Annotated in this window: 19 protein-coding genes; 8 read left to right on the top strand and 11 right to left on the bottom strand. The window is 70.1% G+C overall.

The window, feature by feature from the left end; translation table 11 throughout:
* The coding region (locus NYE39_RS16820) for a hypothetical protein (RefSeq protein WP_341013347.1) at positions 1–865 on the bottom strand (865 nt) is incomplete at its 3' end.
* A gap of 143 nt (positions 866–1,008) precedes the next feature.
* Here NYE39_RS16820 and NYE39_RS16815 point away from each other — a divergent pair.
* From NYE39_RS16815 to NYE39_RS16800, 4 genes are all read left to right on the top strand, one after another.
* Positions 1,009–1,413 (top strand): (deoxy)nucleoside triphosphate pyrophosphohydrolase, encoded by a 405-nt coding sequence (locus NYE39_RS16815; RefSeq protein WP_341013346.1) that lies wholly within the window; start codon positions 1,009–1,011, stop codon positions 1,411–1,413.
* 38 nt (positions 1,414–1,451) lie between these two features.
* Entirely contained in the window at positions 1,452–1,790 is a 339-nt protein-coding gene (locus NYE39_RS16810; RefSeq protein ID WP_341013345.1) for a hypothetical protein, read from the top strand.
* 61 nt (positions 1,791–1,851) lie between these two features.
* A protein-coding gene (locus NYE39_RS16805) for an IS3 family transposase (RefSeq protein ID WP_404813217.1) occupies positions 1,852–3,116 on the top strand; the annotation gives its coding sequence in 2 pieces (ribosomal slippage) (positions 1,852–2,194 and positions 2,194–3,116; 1,266 coding nt in all).
* Positions 3,116–5,938, top strand: coding sequence for a DUF3427 domain-containing protein (locus NYE39_RS16800; RefSeq protein ID WP_445667091.1), 2,823 nt, complete (start codon positions 3,116–3,118; stop codon positions 5,936–5,938). The genes NYE39_RS16805 and NYE39_RS16800 overlap by 1 nt, the downstream gene beginning before the upstream one ends.
* Positions 5,939–6,014: 76 nt before the next feature.
* Here the strand turns inward: NYE39_RS16800 and NYE39_RS16795 are convergent, their stop codons facing one another.
* The 3 genes from NYE39_RS16795 to NYE39_RS16785 all read right to left on the bottom strand — a co-directional run bounded on the left by NYE39_RS16795 (position 6,015) and on the right by NYE39_RS16785 (position 10,125).
* Positions 6,015–8,930, bottom strand: a complete 2,916-nt coding sequence (locus NYE39_RS16795) for a vitamin B12-dependent ribonucleotide reductase (RefSeq protein ID WP_192911772.1) — start codon at positions 8,928–8,930, stop codon at positions 6,015–6,017.
* A 64-nt stretch (positions 8,931–8,994) separates the two neighbouring features.
* Positions 8,995–9,453, bottom strand: a complete 459-nt coding sequence (gene nrdR / locus NYE39_RS16790) for a transcriptional regulator NrdR (protein ID WP_072624242.1) — start codon at positions 9,451–9,453, stop codon at positions 8,995–8,997.
* Between the two features lie 285 nt (positions 9,454–9,738).
* Positions 9,739–10,125, bottom strand: coding sequence for a LysM peptidoglycan-binding domain-containing protein (locus NYE39_RS16785; protein ID WP_072624241.1), 387 nt, complete (start codon positions 10,123–10,125; stop codon positions 9,739–9,741).
* 204 nt (positions 10,126–10,329) lie between these two features.
* Between NYE39_RS16785 and lexA the strand changes: the two genes are divergently transcribed.
* A complete protein-coding gene (gene lexA / locus NYE39_RS16780) occupies positions 10,330–11,079 on the top strand; it encodes a transcriptional repressor LexA (RefSeq protein WP_072626153.1) in 750 nt (249 codons plus the stop codon).
* On the opposite strand, the gene NYE39_RS16775 is transcribed toward lexA, so the two are convergent.
* A complete protein-coding gene (locus NYE39_RS16775) occupies positions 11,054–11,917 on the bottom strand; it encodes an NAD-dependent protein deacetylase (protein ID WP_072624240.1) in 864 nt (287 codons plus the stop codon). The two genes, lexA and NYE39_RS16775, sit on opposite strands and share 26 nt — an antisense overlap.
* Positions 11,918–12,023: 106 nt before the next feature.
* Here NYE39_RS16775 and NYE39_RS16770 point away from each other — a divergent pair, with 106 nt between their 5' ends.
* Entirely contained in the window at positions 12,024–12,659 is a 636-nt protein-coding gene (locus NYE39_RS16770) for a hypothetical protein (protein ID WP_341013343.1), read from the top strand.
* Between the two features lie 24 nt (positions 12,660–12,683).
* The gene (locus NYE39_RS16765) at positions 12,684–13,598 is read left to right on the top strand and encodes a LysR family transcriptional regulator (protein ID WP_192911770.1); all 915 of its coding nucleotides are present in this window, start codon (positions 12,684–12,686) and stop codon (positions 13,596–13,598) included.
* 19 nt (positions 13,599–13,617) lie between these two features.
* Here the strand turns inward: NYE39_RS16765 and NYE39_RS16760 are convergent, their stop codons facing one another.
* The 4 genes from NYE39_RS16760 to NYE39_RS16745 all read right to left on the bottom strand — a co-directional run bounded on the left by NYE39_RS16760 (position 13,618) and on the right by NYE39_RS16745 (position 19,071).
* Positions 13,618–16,008: a ComEC/Rec2 family competence protein gene (locus tag NYE39_RS16760; protein WP_341013342.1), complete on the bottom strand. Its 2,391-nt coding sequence runs from the start codon at positions 16,006–16,008 to the stop codon at positions 13,618–13,620.
* The gene (locus NYE39_RS16755) at positions 16,005–16,832 is read right to left on the bottom strand and encodes a ComEA family DNA-binding protein (RefSeq protein WP_341013341.1); all 828 of its coding nucleotides are present in this window, start codon (positions 16,830–16,832) and stop codon (positions 16,005–16,007) included. The genes NYE39_RS16760 and NYE39_RS16755 overlap by 4 nt, the downstream gene beginning before the upstream one ends.
* Positions 16,833–16,846: 14 nt before the next feature.
* Entirely contained in the window at positions 16,847–17,920 is a 1,074-nt protein-coding gene (locus NYE39_RS16750; protein WP_341012462.1) for an IS110 family transposase, read from the bottom strand.
* Positions 17,921–18,216: 296 nt separating this feature from the next.
* Positions 18,217–19,071, bottom strand: a complete 855-nt coding sequence (locus NYE39_RS16745; RefSeq protein ID WP_341013340.1) for a DegV family protein — start codon at positions 19,069–19,071, stop codon at positions 18,217–18,219.
* 34 nt (positions 19,072–19,105) lie between these two features.
* Here NYE39_RS16745 and NYE39_RS16740 point away from each other — a divergent pair, with 34 nt between their 5' ends.
* Positions 19,106–19,570, top strand: coding sequence for a carboxymuconolactone decarboxylase family protein (locus NYE39_RS16740; protein ID WP_185221897.1), 465 nt, complete (start codon positions 19,106–19,108; stop codon positions 19,568–19,570).
* A 13-nt stretch (positions 19,571–19,583) separates the two neighbouring features.
* On the opposite strand, the gene leuS is transcribed toward NYE39_RS16740, so the two are convergent.
* Positions 19,584–22,484, bottom strand: a complete 2,901-nt coding sequence (gene leuS, locus NYE39_RS16735; RefSeq protein WP_341013339.1) for a leucine--tRNA ligase — start codon at positions 22,482–22,484, stop codon at positions 19,584–19,586.
* 40 nt (positions 22,485–22,524) lie between these two features.
* Positions 22,525–23,154 carry a hypothetical protein gene (locus tag NYE39_RS16730; RefSeq protein ID WP_341013338.1) on the bottom strand — a complete coding sequence of 210 codons (630 nt, stop codon included), beginning with the start codon at positions 23,152–23,154 and terminating at the stop codon, positions 22,525–22,527.
* Positions 23,155–23,175 lie beyond the last annotated feature (21 nt).

The raw sequence follows: 23,175 nt of genomic DNA, 5'->3' as shown, positions 1-23,175 counted from the left end.
CGAAGGACAACCGCGACGCCGCGGAGGTGATCACCGGGATGCCGAGCCGCACGCTGGCCTGCACCTCGACGCCTCGCAGGGTCAGGTCCGCCAGGGCGTTCGCCCGCGCGGCGCCGGCGGTCAGCTCGGGGTCCTCGGCCCGCGCCTCACGAGCGACCTCGTCGACCGCGGCCTGGATCGCGAGCGCCGCCTCGGTGGGCAGCGTCGCGTACATGTCGCTGCAGCCGACCGGCCCCTCGGCGAAGCCGACCTGCAGCAGGTCTCGCCGGTTGCGCTTGGCCTTGCGCTCCAAGACCTCGGGCTCGACCCGGGTGAGCATCCGTCGGATCGCCTTGCGCAGCTCACGGTCGTCGAGATCACCGGCGCGCACCGTGTCGGGCCGCCCACGAAGGGGGCCGAGCAGGTGATCGACGACCTCCGCCACCGCATCGGCGCTGGCACCGCGGGTCTCCTTGGCGACGATCTCGAGCGACCGCTCGCGCATCCGGCCGGCCGCCACCAGGTCGGCCAGGCAGCTCAGGTCGGTGACCGCTCGAGCCGCCAGGTCGCAGCGGCGCCCGGCTTCAGGAGGACCCGCGCCGACGGCCAGTGCGACGGCCTCGATCGCGAAGTCGGCGACCTCACCGGCGGGCAGGTGCACGGGTCGGTAGACGTGATCGTCACCGATCTCTTCGCCCCACCGCGCCGCGTGCCCGATCACGGTCAAGGCAAGCGCGTCGGCCGCACGTCTGAGGCGCTCGGCCGCCTGCAGCATCTCGCCCAGCGACGCCTCGTCAGCCCGCGTGGCCTGCTCCCCCACCCCCTCGCGGACCCGTCCCAGCCCCCTGAAGGACTCCTCCACCACGGCCAGCTCGTCTTCGAACATGTGTCCATGTTTGCAGCATCCACCGACAACGCTTCCCGGAACGAGTCGAGGCTCACTGGTCAATCACCTCGATGAACTGCATCAGGACTGCCCAGCCTTCTAAGCTCGCGACCGTCCGGGTCGAGTCCAACTCAGGGGGCCGAGTGAGCGCCATCGAGGTTGTTGGAGCGGTCATCCTCCACAACGGACTGGTCCTCTGCACTCAGCGAGGTCCAGAAGGCGACCTCGCCGGCCTCTGGGAGTTCCCCGGGGGCAAGGTCGAACAAGACGAATCACCACCGGACGCCCTTCGTCGCGAGATTCGTGAGGAGCTCGGCTGCCGGGTCTCCGTCGGCGAGAGCGTCATCGCAACTCGCCACGTCTACCCGTTCGCCACAGTCGTCCTCACGACCTACTGGTGCAGGCTCACAGCGGGTCAGCCAGCGCTGACCGTGCACTCAGATCTGGCATGGCTGCGACCCGAGGAGTTGCCGCAACTCCCGTGGGCACCCGCTGACATCCCCGCCGTCGAAATGATTGCGTCCGCAGCGACACCGGGTACGCGCTAGTTCCCTCGTCGTCGCTCGGGGCTGGCAAGCTCACATTCGTGAGCGATGGAGACGCACTTCCCGAGGGCCTCTACGAGTCATTGCTGACTCGCCGCCTGCAAGAGCTGCTCGACCAGCGCACCGGCGTGCAGCACATTATGAACAACGTCGACGAAGGCGATCAGCCACACGTCCTCGCGCGTCACGTCGCCGCGTCGCTTCAGCGAGCGCTGGCCGCGGAGAAGGACGCGGATCGCCGCCTCGCACTCGTCAATCACCTGTTGTCCGAGATGGGTGACAACTCCGACGAGGTTCTCGGGCGCAGTAGCCAACTCTTCTTCTTGCACCGCCCACCAGGGCCGGGCATGGACTACGTCCTGCCAGAAAGGGGGGCCTGACCCCGGTTCTTGGACACGCTGAATCCAGCATCTGCTGGGGAAGCGAGATGATCGAGGGACCATGGCCAGGAAGAACTACTCCGAGGAGTTCCGTCGTCAGGCCGTCGACTTGTATGAGTCCACGCCGGGGGCCACGGTCCGCGGTATCGCTGAGGACTTGGGCATCGTGCGCGGCACGCTGCGTCAGTGGCTCCGGGCGTACGGGTCGGGCAAGAAGACCGCTGCCGACGGGACGGCGACCTCCAGCCCCTTGCAGTCCAAGGCAGCGCCACCGGGGCCGAGCGAGAAGGAGTCGCTCGAGCAGCGGGTGGCTCGGTTGGAGGCCGAGAACGCGACGCTGAGGGTGCAGGCGACGAAGCTGACCACCGAGCGGGAGATCCTGCAGAAGGCGGCCAAGTATTTCGCCGGGGAGACGCGCTGGTGAGTCGCTTCCAGTTCGTCGCCGACAACTCCGCCACCTACCCGGTGAAGCGACTGTGCGAGCTCCTCGAGGTGAGGCGCTCATCGTTCTACGCCTGGCAGGCAGGCGCACCAGCCAGGACCGAACGGGCTGCGGCGGACGCCGAGCTCGAGACTCGGATCCGCAAGGTCCACACCGCCGACAACACCGTCGGAGCCCCGAGGATCACTGCCGAGCTCAATGACGGGGTCCCCCAGGGCGAGCGGGTCAACCACAAGCGGGTGGCGCGGGTGATGCGCGCGGCCGGGATCACCGGATACGTCAAGCGACGCAAGGTCCGCACGACCGTGCCCGAGCCGGCCGATCGGAAGGTGCCTGACCTGCTCAAGCGCGACTTCACCGCCACCGCGCCGAACCGGCGCTACGTCGGTGACATCACCTACCTGCCGTTGTCCCAGGCAGCCGGCGGTGGGAATCTCTACCTCGCGACCGTGATCGACTGCTACTCCCGTCGCCTCGTCGGCTGGGCCATCGCCGACCACATGCGCACCGAGCTCGTCGAAGACGCGCTCAAGGCCGCCGCCGCGACCAGAGGATCACTCGCTGGGGCCGTCTTTCACAGCGACCACGGGTCGGTCTACTGCTCGAAGGACTACGCCACACTCTGCAGCACGCTCGGCGTCGCTCAGTCCATGGGCGCCGTCGGCTCCTCGGCCGACAACGCACTGGCAGAGTCGTTCAACGCCGCTCTGAAGCGAGAGGTCCTCCAGGACGCCAAGACCTGGCCCGACGAGCTCACCTGCCGCCGGCAGACCTTCAAATGGCTCACCCGCTACAACACCAAGCGCCGCCACTCCTGGTGCCGCTACAACACGCCGATCACCTACGAGATCGCCGCCACGGCTACGCTGCAACCTGCTGCGTAATCACACCCCGTGTCCAAGGACCGGGGGTAGGGCCCAGGCCTGCCACCCCGCTGTCCGAAGCCGCACTGCTCACGAACACTGCTGGCGAACCGAACCTTGGGTCGGAGCTGCGAGCGGAGCTCGAGACTGCTGATTCAGTCGATCTGCTGATCGCCTTCGTCAAGTGGCACGGGCTCCGACTGCTCGAACCGCAGTTGCGCAGGCTGTTGGCTCGAGGCGTCTCTTTGCGCGTGATCACCACGACCTACATGGGAGCGACAGAACGCCAGGCTCTGGATCGACTGGTCACGGAATTCGGGGCAGAGGTGAGGATCCAGTACGACGCCCTCCGCACCCGGCTTCATGCCAAGGCATGGCTCTTTCGGCGCGAGACCGGTTTCGACACCGCCTACGTCGGTTCGTCCAATCTTTCGCGCGCCGCCCTCCTCGACGGCGTCGAATGGAATGTACGGCTCTCCGCCATAGCTACCCCGGCGCTCATGAACAAGTTCTCAGCCACCTTCGAGACGTACTGGAACGACCCGACGTTCGAGCCATACGACCCCCGGCAGGACCGGGACCGACTCGACGACGCACTGGCAGAGGCCTCCGGTCGACGCCAACCGGCGCCTACGCAATTGGGCATTGCCAGCCTCGATGTTCAGCCGTATCCGTACCAGGCGGAGATGCTCGAGTCCCTGGACGTCGAGCGGCTGGTCCACGACCGGCATCGCAACCTCGTCGTCGCGGCGACGGGGACTGGTAAGACCGTGCTGGCCGCGCTCGACTACCGCCGGATCAGCGAACGACTCGGTCGATTCCCCCGCCTGCTGTTCGTTGCTCACCGTCAAGAGATCCTGACCCAGAGTCAACGGACCTACCGCGAGGTGCTGCGCCGACAGGACTTCGGGGAGCTCCATGTCGGCGGCGCTCGGCCCGAACGATGGGACCACGTCTTTGCGTCCGTTCAATCGCTGACTTCCTATGGAGTCACCGATATCCCGGCCGACCACTTCGACATCGTCGTTATTGACGAGTTTCACCACGCGCAGGCGCGGACCTACCGAGACGTCTTGGCGCACTTGGCCCCGCAGGAACTCTTGGGACTCACCGCGACGCCTGAGCGTTCGGATGGAACCGACGTCGCCGCGACGTTCTTCGAGGGACGAACAGCGGCTGAACTGCGGCTGTGGGACGCCTTAGGGTCTGAGCTTCTCTCCCCGTTCCACTACTTCGCCGTCGCCGACGGCACGGACCTCTCGGGACTCTCGTGGAAGCGGGGCGCGTACGACACCGAGGCCCTGAGCGACCTGTACACGGGCAACGACGCGCGGGCGGCACTCATCCTGAAGGCCGTAGGCGACAAGATCGCCGATCCGCGATCCATGCGTGCGCTGGGCTTTTGCGTCTCGATCGCGCATGCCCAATACATGGCCCGGGTCTTCAGCGATGCGGGAGTGCCTGCCGCCGCCGTGACAAGTGCCCCCGAGAGCCCTGACCGGGCGCAGACCCTCACCGCCCTGCGCGACGGGCGGATCGCAGCCATCTTCACCGTGGACATGTTCAACGAGGGTGTGGACCTGCCGACCATCGATACCGTTCTCTTCCTCCGCCCCACCGAGTCCTCGACGATCTTCCTCCAGCAGCTCGGCCGTGGTCTTCGGCGCGCCAACGGCAAGGCCGTGCTCACGGCTCTGGACTTCGTGGGCCATCAAAACAAGCAGTTCAGGTTTGCGGATCGTTTCCGCGCCTTGACCGGGAGCACGCGAAAGGCTCTGCAGGACCAGATCGCCAGAGGCTTCCCCTTCCTCCCCTCGGGATGCCAGATCATCCTCGATGAGCAGGCTCAAAACATCATCCTTGACAACGTCAAGGGCCAGCTGATCACCACTCGCCCAGCCCTCGTGCGTGAGCTGAGGGCCCGTCCGACCAACGACTTGGCTCAGTTCCTTGATCAGGCCGATGTTGAGCTCTCGGAGATCCTCAAGTCGGATCGCTCGTGGACACGGCTTCGACGTGAGGCGGGCATCGAACTCCCCCCGCAGGGTCAGAACGAAACCGCGCTCCTCAAGCGTGTTCGAGCCTTCGCGCACGTCGACGACCCTGAACGGGCTCACGCCTACCTGTCCTTGCTCGACGACGACGCGACGTCGTACGACGCGTTGTCTCCCCGAGCCCGAGAGTTCGCCCGGATGCTCTTCTTCTCCTTGTGGCCATCCGGGGGCGAGTTCGCGACCTATGACGACGGCTTGCGATCGCTGCGCGCCGAGCCAAACGTCCGCGACGACCTCCGGCAGGTGATCTCAATCGGGCTGGCACAGGCTCAGCACGTCACACACCCACTCGTGGGCGAACTGGGTCACCTCCCACTGCATGTGCATGCTCGATACACCCGCGAGGAAGCCGTCAGCGCACTGCGTTACGCCTCGCTCGAGGGTCGCGCCCCCAACAGCTTCAGGGAGGGCGTTCTCTACTCGCCCGAGATCGCCACCGACGCATTCTTCGTCACCTTGAAGAAGTCCGAGGCCGACTACTCGCCCACGACGATGTACCGGGACTACGCCATCAGCCCAGAGAGATTTCACTGGGAATCTCAGTCCAGCACGGCGATCGCGTCGCGGACCGGGCAGCGATACATCCACCACGCTGAGCGTGGCAGTTATGTCCTTCTGTTCGCCCGCGCGACGAAACTCAATGAGTTCGGATCGGGTGTTCCCTACGTCTTCCTGGGACCTGCCACCTACGAGAGCCACCGTGGCGAGCGCCCAATTGCGTTTACCTGGCGCCTCCACACTCCGCTGCCGCAGAGCATCTACCTGACGGCCGCGGCTGCTGCTTCATAGCTCGCCTCTTCGCGGCACGCCGAAGGGGGCCAACCGGACTCGCCGGTTGACCCCCTTCGTCAGCTACGGATGCGGATCAGCTGCAGCCGCTGGTGGAGCCACAGCCCTCGCAGACGTAGCAGGAGCCGGCGGGACGCATCTTGGTGCCGCAGGTCATGCACATCGGTGCGTCGGCGGTCTTGCCCTGGAACTTCTCGAGCAGCTCGGCCGAGGAGTGGACCGTGGCGTCGACCTCGCGGACGGAGGCGGCACCGGAGCCGGTGTGGTCAGCGGACTCCTGCTCGGAGGTGGCGACGGCGGCCGTGGGCGACTCCTTGGCCTCCTTGACTTCCGAGGTGGCGGCCGACTGGCTGAAGGACTCGTCGTAGTCGCTGTCGTCGTCGGACGCCTCCGGGGCGTAGGAGCCCGTCTCTAGCTGGCGAGCACGCTCCTCGGCGGTGTGGATGCCCATGAAGGACCGGGTGTCGAAGTCCAGGTAGTCCAGCGCCAGGCGACGGAAGACGTAGTCCATGATCGACTGCGCCATCCGCACGTCCGGGTCGTCCGTCATGCCGGCCGGCTCGAAGCGCAGGTTGGTGAACTTCTCGACGTAGGTCTCCAGCGGCACACCGTGCTGCAGCGCGATCGAGATCGCGATGGAGAAGGCGTCCATCAGACCGGCCAGGGTCGAGCCCTGCTTGCCGAACTTCAGGAAGATCTCGCCGAGCTCGCCGTCGTCGTAGGTGCCCGCGGTGAGGTAACCCTCCGCGCCACCCACGGCGAAGCTCGTGGTCTGCGAGGTGCGGCGCTTGGGCAGGCGGCGACGCAGCGGGCGGTACTCGACGACCTTCTCGGTCTCGACCGCAGCGGCCTCGGCACCGGCCTTGGCGTCCTTGGCGGTGGACCCACCGTCGGACAGCGGCTGGCCGACCTTGCAGTTGTCGCGGTAGACGGCGAGCGCCTTGAGGCCGAGCTTCCAGCCCTGGACGTAGACGTCCTCGATCTCCTCGACCGTGGCCGACTCCGGCAGGTTGACCGTCTTGGAGATCGCGCCGGAGAGGAAGGGCTGCACCGCAGCCATCATCCGCACGTGCCCCATCGGGGCGATGGCGCGGGCGCCCATGGCGGTGTCGAAGACCTCGTAGTGCTCGGGCTTGAGGCCCGGGGCGTCGATGACGTGACCCTTGTCGGCGATGAACTCGACGATCGCCTCGATGGTCTCCTCGGCGTAGCCGAGCTTCTTCAGCGCGCGCGGGATCGTCAGGTTGACGATCTGCATCGAGCCGCCGCCGACGAGCTTCTTGAACTTCACCAGCGAGAAGTCGGGCTCGATGCCGGTGGTGTCGCAGTCCATCATGAAGCCGATGGTCCCGGTGGGGGCGAGCACCGACGCCTGGGCGTTGCGGTAGCCGTTCTTCTCGCCCGTCTTGACGACCGCGTCCCAGGCCTTCGTGGCGAAGGCGTGGATGTCCTTGTCCATGGTGTGCATGGTGCGGATCTGGTCGTTGGCCGCCTGGTGCTTGCGCATGACGCGCTTGTGCGCGTCGGCGTTGCGGGCGTAGCCGTTGTACGGGCCGACGATGCCGGCGAGCTCCGCGGAGCGCTTGTAGGACGCACCGGTGAGCAGCGAGGTGATCGCCGCGGCCAGCGCACGGCCGCCGTCGGAGTCGTAGCCGTGACCGGTCGCCATGAGCAGGGCGCCGAGGTTGGCGTAGCCGATGCCCAGCTGGCGGTAGTCACGCGTGGTCTCGCCGATCGACTCGGTCGGGAAGTCCGCGAAGCAGATCGAGATGTCCATCGCGGTGATGACCAGCTCGGCGACGGCCTGGAAGCGCTCGGCGTCGAAGGTGTCGTCGTCCCCCAGGAACTTCAGCAGGTTGAGCGAGGCCAGGTTGCACGAGGAGTTGTCGAGCGACATGTACTCGCTGCACGGGTTGGACGCGGTGATCCGACCGGTCTCGGGGTTGGTGTGCCAGTCGTTGATCGTGCCGTCGTACTGGATGCCCGGGTCGGCGCACTCCCACGCGGCGGTCGCGATCTTCTTCATCAGCTGGCGCGCGTCGACGGTCTCGATGACCGAGCCGTCCTTGCGCGAGGTCAGACCGAAGTCGGTGCCCTCCTCGACCGCACGCATGAACTCGTCGGTGACCCGAACGGAGTTGTTGGCGTTCTGGTACTGGACGGAGGTGATGTCGGCGCCACCGAGGTCCATGTCGAAGCCGGCGTCACGCAGCGCGCGGATCTTGTCCTCCTCGCGCGCCTTGGTCTCGACGAACTCCTCGATGTCCGGGTGGTCGACGTCCAGGACGACCATCTTGGCCGCGCGACGGGTGGCGCCACCGGACTTGATGGTGCCGGCGGAGGCGTCGGCACCGCGCATGAAGGAGACCGGGCCGGAGGCGGTGCCGCCGGAGGAGAGCAGCTCCTTGGAGGAGCGGATGCGGGAGAGGTTGAGGCCGGCGCCGGAGCCGCCCTTGAAGATGAAGCCCTCCTCCTTGTACCAGTTGAGGATCGAGTCCATCGAGTCGTCGACCGAGAGGATGAAGCAGGCGCTGACCTGCTGCGGGCTCGCGGTGCCGACGTTGAACCACACGGGCGAGTTGAAGCTGAAGATCTGGTGCAGCAGCGCGTAGGTCAGTTCGTGCTCGAAGATCTCCGCGTCGGCGGGCGTCGCGAAGTAGCCGTGCTCCTTGCCCGCCTTGACGTAGGTCAGGACGACGCGATCGATCAGCTGCTTGAGACCGGCCTCACGCTCCGGGGAGCCCACCGCGCCGCGGAAGTACTTCGTCGTGACGATCGTCGAGGCGTTGACCGACCAGAAGTCGGGGAACTCGACGCCGCGCTGCTCGAAGATCGTCGCACCCGTCTTCCAGTTCTGCTGGACGACGTCGCGCTTCTCCCAGGTCACCTCGTCGTAGGGGTGGACGCCCTCGGTAGTGTGGATGCGCTTGATCGTCAGGCCCTTGGTGCGGGACCCGCGACGGGCGCTCGGCTTGCCGGCGGTCTCGGTCATGCTGCTTCTCCTCGATCCGTGTGGTGACGGTCTGCTGCTGGTCGGTGTGGAGTGCTGGTCTGGTCTAGGGAGCGGGCGCGTGCTCGGCGCGCAGCCGCTCGATGGCGGTCTCGAAGTCCTCGAGCGAGTCGAACGACTGGTAGACCGACGCGAAGCGCAGGTAGGCGACCTCGTCGAGCTCGCGCAGCGGCGGCAGGATCGCCATGCCCACCTCGTGGGCGTCGATCTCGGCGCTGCCCTGCGAGCGGATGCTCTCCTCCACGCGCTGAGCGAGGATGGCGAGCTGGTCCTCGGTGACCGGTCGGCCCTGGCAGGCCTTGCGGACACCGGCGAGCACCTTGGCCCGGCTGAAGGGCTCCGCCGCACCGGACCGCTTGGTCACGGTCAGGCTGGCGCTCTCCAGGGTGGTGAAGCGCCTGCTGCACTCGGGGCACTGACGGCGGCGCCGGATGGCGCTGCCGTCCTCGGTCGTGCGGCTGTCGATGACCCGGGAGTCGGTGTGCCGGCAGAACGGGCAGTGCATGCCTACTCCCTTCGATCGACGCCGTCCTGTGGACGGTGCGGTGGACAGATCTGGGGACGAAACCCCATTTCCTGTGGAGAACCGGCTTCATCCTGTGCACTAGATGTGGACGAATGACAACGGTGTAACCACTAGATGTAGTGACCATTAGAAACCCTTGTGAGCCGCGACGCAAGTCCCCCGGCAGGTCGGTCGACGAACGGCACATCGGCCGCCTCCACGCGCTGTGGAGACGGCCGATGGCGGGCCCGGGCTGGGTCGAAGAGCCCGGGAGTCAGGGGCGCCTCAGGGCGCGGGGATGGTCAGCGTCTGACCGGCGTGCACGTGGCTCGAGGGCAGGTCGTTGGCCAGCTGGATGCGGGTGACGGCCTCACGGGTGGGCACGTCGGACAGCTCGGTGGCGGCGATCTGACCCAGGGTCTGCCCGGGCTCGACCGTCACGGTCTGCGGCGTGGCGGCCGGGCCGCCGAAGGCCATCGTCGCGCCGGCGATGCTCGCGACGAGCACGGTCGTGGTCGTGATGGCCAGGCGCCCACGACGGGTCAGGCGAAGGGAGGCCGGCGCACGGTCGGTGACCGCGTCACCCGTCGGCACGGAGACGAGGTGACGGGAGCGTGCCGGCCGGCCGGGGCGCACGTCGATGCGGACGGGGGCGGCGGTGAGAGCGGTCATGCGGTCCTCCTCGTGGCGGCTCTGTCGAACCGGTGTTCGATAGAACGTCTGTACGATGTCTAGCACGGCTGTTCGAAAGAAATCAACAACACGCTCGAACATGTGTTTGAAATACGTGTTCGACCGGCCTACTGTCGGTCACACCGAGAAGTTGACCAGCGACCACCGACAACGGTGTCGCGGCAGACGGACGAAGGGGTCGAGATGGGCGACGAGGACAACATCCACCAGCTCCCGCAGCGGGACACCGGCGACGGGCTGACGGTGCGCCAGCGCAAAGTGCTCGAGGTGATCCGCAATGCCGTCGCCACCCGTGGTTACCCGCCGAGCCTGCGCGAGATCGGTGAGCTCGTCGGGCTGACCTCCCCCAGCTCTGTCGCCCACCAGCTCTCCTCCCTCGAGCGCAAGGGCTACCTGCGGCGCGACCCCAACCGCCCCCGCGCCATCGAGGTCATCTCCCCCGACGGCGAGCCGACGCCGACCGAGCCCGCCGCGGTCGCCGACATGGCCGGCATGCGTGGTGGCGCGAGCGCCGACGACGAGGTCGTCGACCCGACCGGCTCCGGCGACGAGCACCCCGAGGCGAGCTATGTCCCCGTCCTGGGCCAGATCGCCGCCGGCGTCCCGATCACCGCCGAGGAGGTCGTCGACGACGTCTTCCCGCTGCCCAAGCAGATCGTCGGCGAGGGCTCGCTCTTCCTGCTCAAGGTCGTCGGCGACTCGATGATCGACGCGGCGATCTGCGACGGCGACTGGGTCGTGGTGCGGCAGCAGCCGAGCGCCGACAACGGCGACATCGTCGCCGCGATGCTCGACAACGAGGCCACGGTCAAGACCTTCAAGCGCAAGGACGGCCACGTGTGGCTGCTCCCCCACAACCCCGCCTTCGACCCCATCGACGGCGACCACGCGACGATCCTCGGCAAGGTCACCGCGGTGCTGCGGCGCCTCTGACCTCCACCTCCACGAGGTCGACGAGGGAGCGAAGGGAGTCCCCCAGCTCCCCGTCGACGCGATGGTCGACGAGGTCGTCGCCCCGGGTCGGCCCCCGGGTGATGAGCGAGACCGGGATCCCGCGCCTGGCCGCGTGCCGGACGAAGCGCAGCCCCGACATCACCTGCAGCGAGCTGCCGAGGACGAGCAGGCTCGGCGCCGCGTCCACGAGGTCGAAGCAGTGCTGGACGAGCGGCTTGGCGACCGCCCCGCCGAAGAAGACGACGTCTGGCTTGAGTGTGTCCGCACCGCACTGATCGCACGCCGGCGCGACGAAGCGCTCGACGTCGACCGCGTCCAGGCGCACGTCGCCGTCGGGCCGGATCTCGTCGCTGTCGACGTCGAAGCCGGGGTTCTGCGCAGCCATCCGCGCGTCGAGCGTCGGCCGGTCGATGCGTGCGCCGCACGTCAGGCAGACGACCTCGACGAGGTTGCCGTGCAGCTCGACGACATCGCGCGTGCCGGCGGCCTGGTGCAGGCCGTCGACATTCTGCGTGATGAGCGGTCCGACCGCGCCGAGCTCCTGCAGTCGGGTCACGAGGTGGTGCGCTGCATTGGGCCGGGCCGCGTGGAAGCGTCTCCAGCCGACGAAGCTGCGTGCCCAGTAGCGCTGCCGCGCCTGGCTGCTCCCGACGAACTCGGACAGGTGCATCGGCGTCACCCGGCGGGTGCCGTCTGGCCCGCGGTAGTCGGGGATGCCGCTGTCGGTGGACATGCCCGCGCCGGTGAGCACGAGCGCCGGGCCAGCGCACAGCACGGCTGCAATCTGCTCCGTGACCGCCTCGGACGCATCTGCCATGGACCGATCGTAGGTCGGCGCGACAGACCGGTGGAACCAGCCGCCCCCGGCCGACGTCGCAGTCCACGAGGATGGTCACCACCACCCGCCGCCGGAAGGACCCGTCGTGCGACTCCCCCTTCGTGCCGTGTCACTCGTCGCCGCCACCGGGCTGCTCGCCGCGTGCGCTCAGACCACGGCCGATCCGCGATCGACGTCCCCGAGCTCCTCCCTGTCGATGGCCATGCCGACGTCGGTACCGGCGGCGAAGGGAGAGGTCACGGCCCTGGCGATGGTCATCGAGAAGGACGATGGTCCGCGAGCCTGCCTCGGCGGCGTCCAGGAGTCGCTGCCGCCGCAGTGCGACGGTCCGCGGCTCGAGGGGTTCCAGTGGTCGGACGTCACCTCGGACGAAGCGAGCGGCGTGAAGTGGGCGCAGCCTGTGCGGGTGACGGGCACCTGGGACGGCACGACATTGACGCTCACGGAGCCGGCCGCTGACGAGGCGCGCCCCGACACCACCGCCGGTCCCGCCCCACGGACCACGTGCGACGACGCCGAGCGCATCCACGACGAGATCTGGCGGGACGAGGACTCCCTGCCGCCGGGTGCGCTGTCCGGCTACCCCGGCTCGGGCTGCGTCGAGCTCTTCGTCACCTACGACGACGGCTCGATCCAGCGCGCCCTGGACGCGAAGTACGGCGACGGCGTGGTCGTCCAGTCGGCGCTGCGGCCCGTCGGCTCGGGCTCGTCCACCGACTGAGGCTCCACGACCTACCATGGGCGCATGATCGACGCCGCTGGGCTGCGCGTGATGCGGGCCATCGCCGAGGAGGGCAGCTTCACCGCCGCTGCCCTCGCGCTCGGTTACTCGCAGCCGGCGGTCTCGCAGATGGTCAAGCGCCTCGAGCAGCGCACCGGCACCGTCCTCGTCGAAAAGGTCGGTCGCTCCGTCCGGCTCACCGAGGCCGGGGCCGTCCTGGCCCGCCACGCCACCCCGGTCCTCGCCGCGCTCGACGCCGCCGAGGAGGAGGTCGCTGCCATCGCCGGGTTGCGGTCCGGACGGGTGCGCCTCATGGCCTTCCCCTCGTCGTCGGTCACGCTCGTCCCCCGTGCGCTGGCCGCGGTGCGTGCCGAGCACCCCGACCTGTCCGTCCAGTTCACCGAGGCCGAGCCCCCGGAGTCGCTCGCCGCGCTGCGCGCCGGCGAGGTCGACCTCGCCGTCGCCTTCTCCTACGACGGCAGCGACCTGGCCCGGGGTGAGGACCTCGAGGGCTTCGTCGTGCACCCGCTGCTCGACGAGGAGGTGCGTGTGGCCCTGCCGCGCCACCACCCGCTCGCCGGTCAGGAGGTCGTCTCGATGACCGACCTCACCGACGACGAGTGGATCGCCGGCTGCGCGCGCTGCCGGGGACACCTGCTCAAGATCGCCCACGACGCAGGCTTCGCCCCCAAGGTCGCCTTCGAGACCGAGGACTACGTCGCGGTGCAGGGTTTCGTCGCCGCCGGCCTCGGCGTCGCGCTGATCCCCGACCTCATCCGGGCCGCGACCTCCAACGACGACGTCGTGATCCGCCCTCTCGACCCGCAGACCCGTCGGCGCATTCACGTCGTGACGACCGACGACCTGCTCAAGGTGCCGGCGGTCGCGACCACGCTCGAAGCGCTCACGGCCTCGGCGCGCCTCTCGGGCGCGGCCTAGACCACCGCGCCGCCACCGGCTAACGCGCCGTCACCACCGTCGGCCCGTCGAGGACCGCGACGTCACCGTGGCGGTCGGTGCGCAGCACACGGGCCCCGTGCCGCCCCGCCCACGCCAAGGCGGTCGGCGTGGGGTGACCGTAGGTGTTGTCCGCCCCCACGCTGACGAGTGCGATCGGTGCGGCCACCGCGTCCATCAGCCCGAGGTCGAGGTTGCTCGACCCGTGGTGCGGCATCTTGACGACGTCGAGGTCGGTCGCCGCGGCCGCCATCGCGGGGTCGCGCCGCAGCGCGAGCCGAATCGCCCCACCGGCCTCGCGCTCGATGTCGCCGAGGAGCAGGGCACTCACCTCCCCCACCTCGACGTGCAGGACGATGCTGCCGTTGTTGGCCGCGGACCCGCCGGCCATCGTCCGCGACGGCCACCAGGTCGTCGCGGTGACCGCGCCGATCCGCCACCGCTCGCCGGCCCGCGCCGTGCGCACCGGGACACCCCGCTCCCCCGCGATCTCGTGGACCCGACGCACCGCCCACTGCGGGTCCTCCACCGGGGAGACGATGACCTGACCGACCGCCCGCCCGTCGATCGCGGCGGCCAGGTCGCCGACGTGGTCGTCGTGGAAGTGCGTCAGCACGACCGCGTCGAGCGTGCCCACGCCGAGTCGTCGCAGGCAGCCGTCGATGCCCCCGTCCTCCGGTCCGACGTCGACGAGTACCGCGCGCCCCGGTCCGGACGCGAGGACGAGCCCGTCGCCCTGCCCCACGTCGCAGGCGACGACCCGCCACCCGGACGGCGGCCACGCGAAGCTGCGCGTGGGCACCGCCCCCGCCACGACCACGACGACGAGCCCGAGGGCGATGAGCGGACTGGCCCGGGTCCGTCGGATCGCCCACGGCCCACCGAGGACGACGAGCGTCGTGACGACCGTCAGCAGGACCGCACCCGGTGGCCCGTCGGGCCAGGGCATCGCGCCGCCGGGGACGTCGGCGCTCACCCGGGCCGTCCACGCGATGGCGAGGGCGAAGGGGGCCCCGCACCAGGCGACGAGCCCGGCCAGGGTCGCGCTCACCACGGCGACGAGGGCGGCGCTCACCCCGAGGACCGTCGCCGGGGCGACGAAGGGGGCCGCCACGAGGTTGGCGGCGACGGCCACGATGCTCACGTCTCCCTGCAGCAGGACGACGACGGGACCGCACACGAGCTGCGCGGCGACCGGGATCGCGACCGCGGGACCGATGAGGTGCAGGCGCCGGGGCAGGTGCGCGTTGATCGCCGCCGACCACGGGCGCACGAGGAGCAGCAGCCCGAGCGTCGCGAGGGTCGACAGGACGAATCCGTAGGAGCGGGCCAGCCACGGGTCGAAGGCCAGCAGGGCGAGCACGGCCGCGCACAGCGCGGGGGTGCCCGCGCCGCGCCGGTCGGTGCTCATGCCGAGCAGGCCGATCGCCCCCATGGTCGCCGCGCGGATGACGCTCGGCTCCGGGCGGGCGAGCACGACGAAGAAGGCCAGCCCGGCCCCGGCCACCCAAGGTCTCCAGCGCCGGGGCAGGCCGGCAGCCCGGCAGGCGCCGACGAGCGCCGCCAGGACGACCGCGACGTTGGACCCGCTGACCGCAGACAGGTGCGACATGCCGGTGACGAGCATGTCGTCGGTGAGGTCCTCGGGCGTCATCGAGGTGTCGCCGATGACGAGCGCCGGCAGCAGGCCCCGGGCATCCGCCGGCAGTGGCTCGACGGCCTGCCGCAGACCCGCCCGCAGGTGCTCTGCGGCCCGGCGCACGAGCGAGCGATCACCCACCGGAGCCGGCGGCCCGCGCGGGCTGAGCAGGGCGACCTCGGGGTCGGCGAGGTCGGCGGGAGCGAGCTTGCCGGACAGGGTGATCCGGTCGTGCCAGCCCACCTGCGACCACTCCGCCTGCGCACGGACGTAGACGGGCGCGTCGACCCGGGTCGTCACACCGCGAGCGGTCACCGACTCCAGCCGCACGCGCAGCAGGACCTGCTGGGGCGCCTCGCCGCCCTCGTCCCCCGAGCCGCGCCCCGCCCGCACGATCGGCTCGGTGAGCACGACCCCCTCGGCGCGGATCATCGCCCGCTCGTGGGCCAGCTCGTCGACCGGCCCGACCCGCCGGGTCGACTCGTGCGCCGCCGACGCCCCGAGCACGAGTGCCGCGGCCACCAGGCCGAGCGCGAGGACCGCGGGCCCGTCACGGCGCAGCGACGGGCGGGCGTGCCGACCTCGGTAGCGCACCCCGGCCCCGAGGAGGACGAGCACGCCGACGACCGAGGCGAGCGCCACGGACGCCCGCACGCCACCCGACCACGAGAGCGCCCAGGCCCCGATGCCCCACGCGCCGAGGCAGGGCAGCAGCAGCCGCAGGTCGAGGGCCGGCGGCTGGTCCCGCGTCACACGGTGACCTTGGGCGCGAGCTGGGCGTAGATCTTGTCACCGATGCCGCTCACCTCACCGAGCTCCTCCACCGCGGTGAAGCGACCGTGCTCGGTGCGCCAGTCGATGATCCGCTGGGCGAGGACCGGCCCCACCCCGGGCAGGGTCTCGAGGGTGGCCAGATCGGCGGTGTTGAGGTTGACCGTGTCGCCGGCGGCCGGCGCGGCGCCAACCGCTGGAGCGCCGCCTGCCGGTGCCCCAGCAGCCGGGGCGGCGGCACCGGGCGCGGGGGCCGCCGCGATGCTCTCGCCCGGCGTGGGCACGACGACCTGCTCACCGTCGACGAGCAGCCGCGCGAGGTTGACGCTGCCGAGGTCGGCTCGCCCCGTCGCGCCCCCGACCTCGTCGATGGCGTCGGCCACCCGCGCCCCGGCGTCGAGGGTGACAATGCCCGGTCGCCGCACCTGCCCGACGACGTGGACGGTCACCTTGCCGGTCGACGTGCCGGGGGCCGTGGACCCCGCCGGCGCGGCGCCGCTCGCGGCCGCCCCTGCTCCCCCCGGCTCCGCCCCGCCCGGGTCCGCTCCGCCCTCGCCCGGCTCCGACTGCCCCACCTGCTCGACCCCCACGGGCTCCGGTGCGGCCTCCTCGCGCGCGAGGACGAAACGCCCGGCGAGCATGGCCACGGCCAGCGCGACGACGAGGGCGACGCCGATCACCGCCTGTCGGCTCACGCCGTAGCGGCCACCCGCGAGCGTCGACGGCAGCTCGAGCGGGCGCGGGTCACGCGACTCGTCGAGGATCTCGGTGACCCGCTCGGACGGCTCCGTGGTGCGTCGGCTCATGAGTTTCTCCTATGTCAAGCAGCTGCTGGCAGGGCAGTCGATTGATCAGTGGTGTGGTCGGTGGTCAGGTGGTGGAAAACGACGCGTGCCAGGCGTCGCTTGAGGCAACGCAGGGCCTCGCGGTTGGACATGCCTTCGGCCTTCTTCTTCTCGTAGTACGTCTTGCCCAGCGATCCTTCGAGGCGGATCTGGGTGATCGCGATGCGGTGCAGCGCGGCGTTGAGCTGGCGGTTGCCCGAGCGGGTCATCCGAACTCGCCCGGCGGTGTTGCCCGACCAGACCGGGATGGGCGCGACCCCGGCGTGGCGTGCGAACGCGGCCTCGGAGTGGAAGCGGGATGCTCCGGCGGACTCACCGACCAGCTTGGCGGCGGTCAACGCGCCCACCCCGGGCATGGCCAGCAGGGTCGGCGCGGCCTGCTCGGTCATCGCGGTGATGCGCTTCTCGTACGCCTTGGCCCGGGCGGTCAGGGCGATGATGTCGTCGAGCTCGTCCAACGCCAGTTCGGCCACGACCCCGTCCAGGGTGGTCAGCCACCCCCGCAGGGCTTGCTGGTGCTTGGCCAGGTCCAACGAGCCAGCCTTGGGCGCGTGGGCAGGGTCGAGCTCGTGCACCCGCCACAACAGCGAGTTGATGACCGCGGTGCGTTGCGCGACAAGGGTTTCGCGGCGGTCGACAAGCAGCTTCAGCTCCCGGGAGGTCTCGTCGTGCGAGGCCACCGGCAGGCTCGGCTCGCGCAGGTAGGCCCGGGCCACGGCCAGCGCGTCGATCGGGTCGGACTTGCCTCGGGTACGCGCCACCCGACGCTGCTCGGCCATCATCTTCGGCGGCACCCGCACCACGTGCTGCCCAGCGGTCAGCAGGTCACGCTCCAAGCGAGCGGACAGGTGCCGGCAGTCCTCGATGGCCCACACGAGCTCGTCCCCGAAACGTTCCCGGGCCCAGGCCAGCGCCTTGCGGTGGCCCTCTGTGACAGCCGCGACGGTGACCTGCCCGACCTGCTTGCCCACGGCATCAACCGCGACAAAGGTGTGCGTGCGCTTGTGGACATCGGCTCCAACAACAACCATGGTGGTTGCCTCCTTCACTGACGAGTGACTGGACGGTTGGGCCGGTCGGCGGACACATCTCAGTGGGGGCGATGCCACGCTCCTATCAAGTCACGCCGGCCGGTCCTTCACACCAGGTGCCGGCAAAACGCATGCTCATCAGCCCGAAGGCGACAACGACGCTACGAGCCAGACACCCAGTGCTCAGGATCCAACCACCGCAACAGCGGCAACATCACCCTGACACTGACCTCGACGCTAGGCAGCCCGGCGCTGCGCGGACCCCGGGTGCGGCAGTCTGTGGACGAACCCCCTTCAGGCCGTCGGCCTGTGGATCAGCGCGGTCTCGGGCTGACGACGACCCCGATGGTGCCCAGCCCGACGTGCGCGCCGATGACGGCGCTCATCGGCGCCAGCTCGACGGGCCCCTCGATGCGCTCGGCCAGGGCGGCGGCGAGCGGCTCGGCCCGGGTGGCCGCGTCGAGGTGGTGCACCCCGACCTCGACGCCGTCGGCCCAGTCGGGCAGCGCCTCGCACTCGGCCACCGTCAGCTCCTGGAGCCGGGCGATGGCGCGGCCCGCCGTGCGCACCCGCTCGAGCGGCTCGACGTGCCCGTCGACCATGTGCAGCACCGGCTTGATCGCCAGGGCGGAGCCCAGGAGCGCCCTGGCCCCACCGATCCGGCCGCCCCGGTGCAGCCGGTCGAGCGAGTGCACGAGCAGGCGCACGCTCGTCGCCGCGCACCGCAGCTCGGCGCGCTCGACGAGCTCCGGCAGCTCCCGCCCGGCCGCCGCATCCCGCGCGGCCCCGATGACGGCGAAGCCCAGACCCATGCCCACGGAGCGCGAGTCGACGACCCGGACCGGCACCGGTGCCTCGTCCGCCGCCGCCCGGGCCGCCTCGATCGTCCCCGACAGACCACCGCTCAGGTGGAGCGAGACGATGGCGTCGGCGCCCCCCTTCGCCGCCTGCTCGTAGGCCCGCAGGAAGGTCGCCGGTGACGGCCGGGAGGTGCTGATCTCCGCCTTGTGGTGCAGCGCGTCGACGACGACGGAGCCATCGGCGCCGTCGCCCTCGATCCGCTCGCCACCGTCGATGACCAGCTGCAGCGGGACGACCCGGATGCCGTGCTCGGCGACGACCGCCGCGGGCAGCGTGGCGGTCGAGTCGGTGATGACGGCGGTACTCACAGGCCGAGACTACTCAGAGCCCTAGCCTGTGGTCATGGCCGACACCGACCGACTGCCCTACCTCGACAGGTCCCTGCCCGAGGCGTGGAAGGCCCTCAACGCCCTCGCGCTCAAGGTCTCCGCCGCGGCCGAGGCCGCCGGCCTCGAGCGCGAGACCGTCGAGCTGATGAACGTGCGCATCTCGCAGCTCAACGGCTGCTCCTTCTGCCTCGACCTGCACACCCGGCAGGCCACCGAGGCCGGCGCCACGCTGCAAAAGCTCGCGCAGCTGCCCGCGTGGCGCGACTCGACGCTCTTCGACAGCGTCGAGTGCGCCGTCCTCGACGTCGCCGAGGCGACGACGACCCTGCCCGACCCGCACGTGCGCGGCGAGGCCCTCACCGCCGCCCGGTCGCTGCTGGGCGACGAGCCCTTCGCCGCGGTCGAGTGGGCCGCGGTGACGATGAACGCCTTCAACCGGGTGTCGATCCTCTCCGAGCACCCCGTGCGCATCAGGTAGAACGCGTCAGGAGCTAGACGGGCACGACGTTGACCAGCTTGGGCGCCCGCACGATGACCGTGCGGACGCCGCCCTCGGTCGCGGCCACGATCTTGTCGCGTGCCAGGGCGAGCTCGCGCAGGTCCTCCTCGCTGATGTCGGCGGGGACCTCGACGCGGTCGCGGACCTTGCCCTTGATCTGGATGACGCAGGTGACGCTCGCCTCGACCATCTTGCTCGGGTCGGCCACGGGGAAGTCCTCGTGCGCGAGCGAGTCCGGGTGGCCCAGGCGCGACCACAGCTCCTCGGCCAGGTGCGGGGCGACCGGTGCCACCATGAGCACGAGCGGCTCGATCGCCGCACGCGGCACCGCCTTGAGCTTTGTCAGCGCGTTGTTGAGCTCGATGAGCCGGGCGATGGCGGTGTTGAAGCCCAGCGAGCCGTAGTCCTGGCTCACCGCCGCGATCGTCTGGTGGAGAAGGCGCTCGGTGTCGGCGTCGAGCGCGTCGTCGGTGACCCGCACCTCGCCGCTCTCCTCGTCGACGACATTGCGCCACAGGCGCTGCAGGAAGCGCTGGCTGCCGACGACGGCACGCGTCTCCCACGGCTTGGACTGCTCGAGCGGGCCGAGCGACATCTCGTAGACGCGGAAGGTGTCGGCACCGAACATCTCGTACATCTCGTCCGGGCTGACGGCGTTCTTCAGCGACTTGCCGATCTTGCCGTACTCCTGGGTGACCGGCTGGCCCTGCCAGGTGAAGCTCGTCTCGCCGTCGTCGCCGACGTGCTCCTCGACCTCGCCGGCCGGCACCGGCTGGCCGCGGTGGTCGCGGTAGGCGTGCGCCTGGATGTAGCCCTGCGAGAAGTACTTGCGGAAGGGCTCCTCGCTGGTCACGTGGCCGAGGTCGAAGAGCACCTTCTGCCAGAAGCGGGCATAGAGCAGGTGCAGGACCGCGTGCTCGACGCCACCGATGTAGAGGTCGACGCCGCCCGGGTCACGGGTGCCGGCGGGGGCGCCGGGCACGGCCTCGTCGCGGGGGCCGACCCAGTAGGCCTCGTTGGTCGGGTCGACGAGCGCCTCGGAGTTGGCCGGGTCGAGGTAACGCAGGTGGTACCAGCACGAGCCGGCCCAGTTGGGCATCGTGTTGGTCTCGCGGCGGTAGATCTTCGGGCCGTCGCCGAGGTCGAGCTCGACCTCGACCCAGTCGGTGGCCCGCCCGAGCGGCGGCTCGGGCTCGCTGCTCGCGTCGTCGGGGTCGAAGGTGCGCGGGCTGTAGTCGTCGACCTCCGGCAGCTCGACGGGCAGCATCGAGTCGGGCACGGAGTGCGCCACGCCGTCCTCGTCGAAGACGATCGGGAAGGGCTCGCCCCAGTAGCGCTGTCGGGAGAAGAGCCAGTCGCGCAGCTTGTAGTTGACCGTGCCGCGGCCGACGCCCCGCTCCTCGAGCCAGGTGGTGATCGCGGCCTTGCCCTCGGTGACCGACATGCCGTCGAGGGAGATGGAGTCGTTGGTCGAGTTGATGATCGCCCCGTCGCCACCCCAGGCACCCTCGTGCCCCTCGGGTGCCTGCACGGTCGGCACGATGTCGAGGCCGAAGGCGGTCGCGTAGTCGAAGTCGCGCTGGTCGCCCGACGGCACGGCCATGATCGCGCCGGTGCCGTAGCCCATGAGGACGTAGTCGGCGATGAAGACCGGGATGCGTGCGCCGTTGACCGGGTTGGTCGCCCAGCCGCCGGTGAAGACACCGGTCTTGTCCTTGGTCTCGATCTGGCGCTCGACGTCGCTCTTGCGGCTGGCGGCGTCGCGATAGGCCGACACGGCGGCGAAGGGGGTGTCCGCGCCACCGGTCCACGCGTCGAGGGTGCCCTCGGGCCAACCGCCCTGCGGGACGAGGGAGTCCACGAGCGGGTGCTCCGGCGCCAGGACCATGAAGGTCGCGCCGAAGAGGGTGTCGGGGCGGGTCGTGAAGACCTCGATCGGGTGCTCGGTGCCGTCAGCACCCGTCGCGGTGAAGGCCACCTGCGCGCCCTCGCTGCGGCCGATCCAGTTGCGCTGCATCGCCTTGACCTTGTCCGGCCAGTCGACGCGGTCGAGGTCGTCGGCGAGGCGGTCAGCATAGGCGGTGATGCGCATCATCCACTGCCGCAGGTCGGCCTTGAAGACCGGGTAGTTGCCGCGCTCGGAGCGCCCGTCGGAGGTGACCTCCTCGTTGGCCAGGACGGTGCCCAGGCCCGGCGCCCAGTTGACCGGCGCGTGGCTGGTGTAGACGAGGCGGTACTCGTCGAGGACGTCGGAGCGCTCCTTGGCCGACAGCTGCGACCAGGTGCGGGTCTCCCCCTTCGGCAAGGGGCGCTCACCGGACTCGAAGGACGCGACGAGCTCCGCGATCGGCCGGGCCCGACCTAGGCCGCCGTCGGGCCGCACGGCCTCCTCGTCGTACCAGGCATTGAAGATCTGGCTGAAGATCCACTGCGTCCAGCGGTAGTAGTCGGGGTCGATCGTCGCGAAGGCGCGTCGGTCATCGTGGCCGAGGCCGAGGCGGCGCAGCTGGCGCTTCATCGTCGCCATGTTGGCCTCGGTCGTCACCCGCGGGTGCTGACCGGTCTGCACGGCGAACTGCTCGGCGGGCAGGCCGAAGGCGTCGTAGCCCAGGCAGTGCAGCACGTTCTTGCCGAGCATCCGCTGGTAGCGGGCGTAGACGTCGGTCGCGATGTAGCCGAGCGGGTGCCCGACGTGCAGGCCGGCGCCCGAGGGGTAGGGGAACATGTCGAGGACGAGCATGTGGCCGTCGTGCTCGCGCACGCGCTCCGGCTCGGCCCACGGGCCGCCGGGGTTGGGCGCGCGGAAGGTCCCGAGCTCCTCCCACCGGTCCTGCCAGCCGGTCTCGATCCGACCGGCCATCTCCGCGGTGTAGCGGTAGGGCGTCTCGCTCATCTGTGGTGCTTCTCCCGGGGTCGACATGTGCGGCCCCAGCCTACGTGTCCCCCCGGAGGTCGAGGACGTAGTGGTCACCCTCGGGGGTGAACCCGAGGCGGGCGTAGTAGGGGTTGCGCATGCCCGCCGGCGTGCGCACGAGCCGGTAGCCGCGCCGACGGAAGGGACCGTGCTCGCCGAAGACGAACTCACCCGGGGTGCGGTCGCGGTAGCGCGCGGTGACGTGGTCGAGGAGGACCCGGGCCTCCCCCTTCGCCCCGGGTCGCACGACGACCACCCCCACGGTCTCGTCGCCGGTGAGTACGAGGTAGCAGTCGTCGTCGGCGCCCGGGTCGTGGACGAAGCCCGGCTGCCAGCGCTCGATGTCGGCGGCGTGCACCCTCAGGACGTGCCGCAGGTAGCTGTCGTCCGCGGCGACCTCGAGGACCTCGTAGGCGCGGCCGTCGTGGCGGTCGCGGTGGCCGCGCACGAGGTACCAGACGTTGATCGCCGCGAGCACGACGTTGAGCCCGACCATCGGCCACACCCCGACGAGGCCGTTGTAGCCGATGAGGATGAGGCAGCCGACGAGGTTGATCCACCTCAGCCGGTGCAGGTTGGTCTGCAGCAGGGAGACGACGAGGACCGCCGAGCCGACCCAGCCGACGACCTCGAGCAGGGTCGCGTTCATCCCGTGAACCTACCGGCCTAG

The sequence above is a fragment of the Janibacter sp. FSL W8-0316 genome (assembly GCF_038004165.1).
Lineage (GTDB): Bacteria > Actinomycetota > Actinomycetes > Actinomycetales > Dermatophilaceae > Janibacter > Janibacter indicus.
This window is presented reverse-complemented; position numbering and strand designations above follow the sequence as displayed.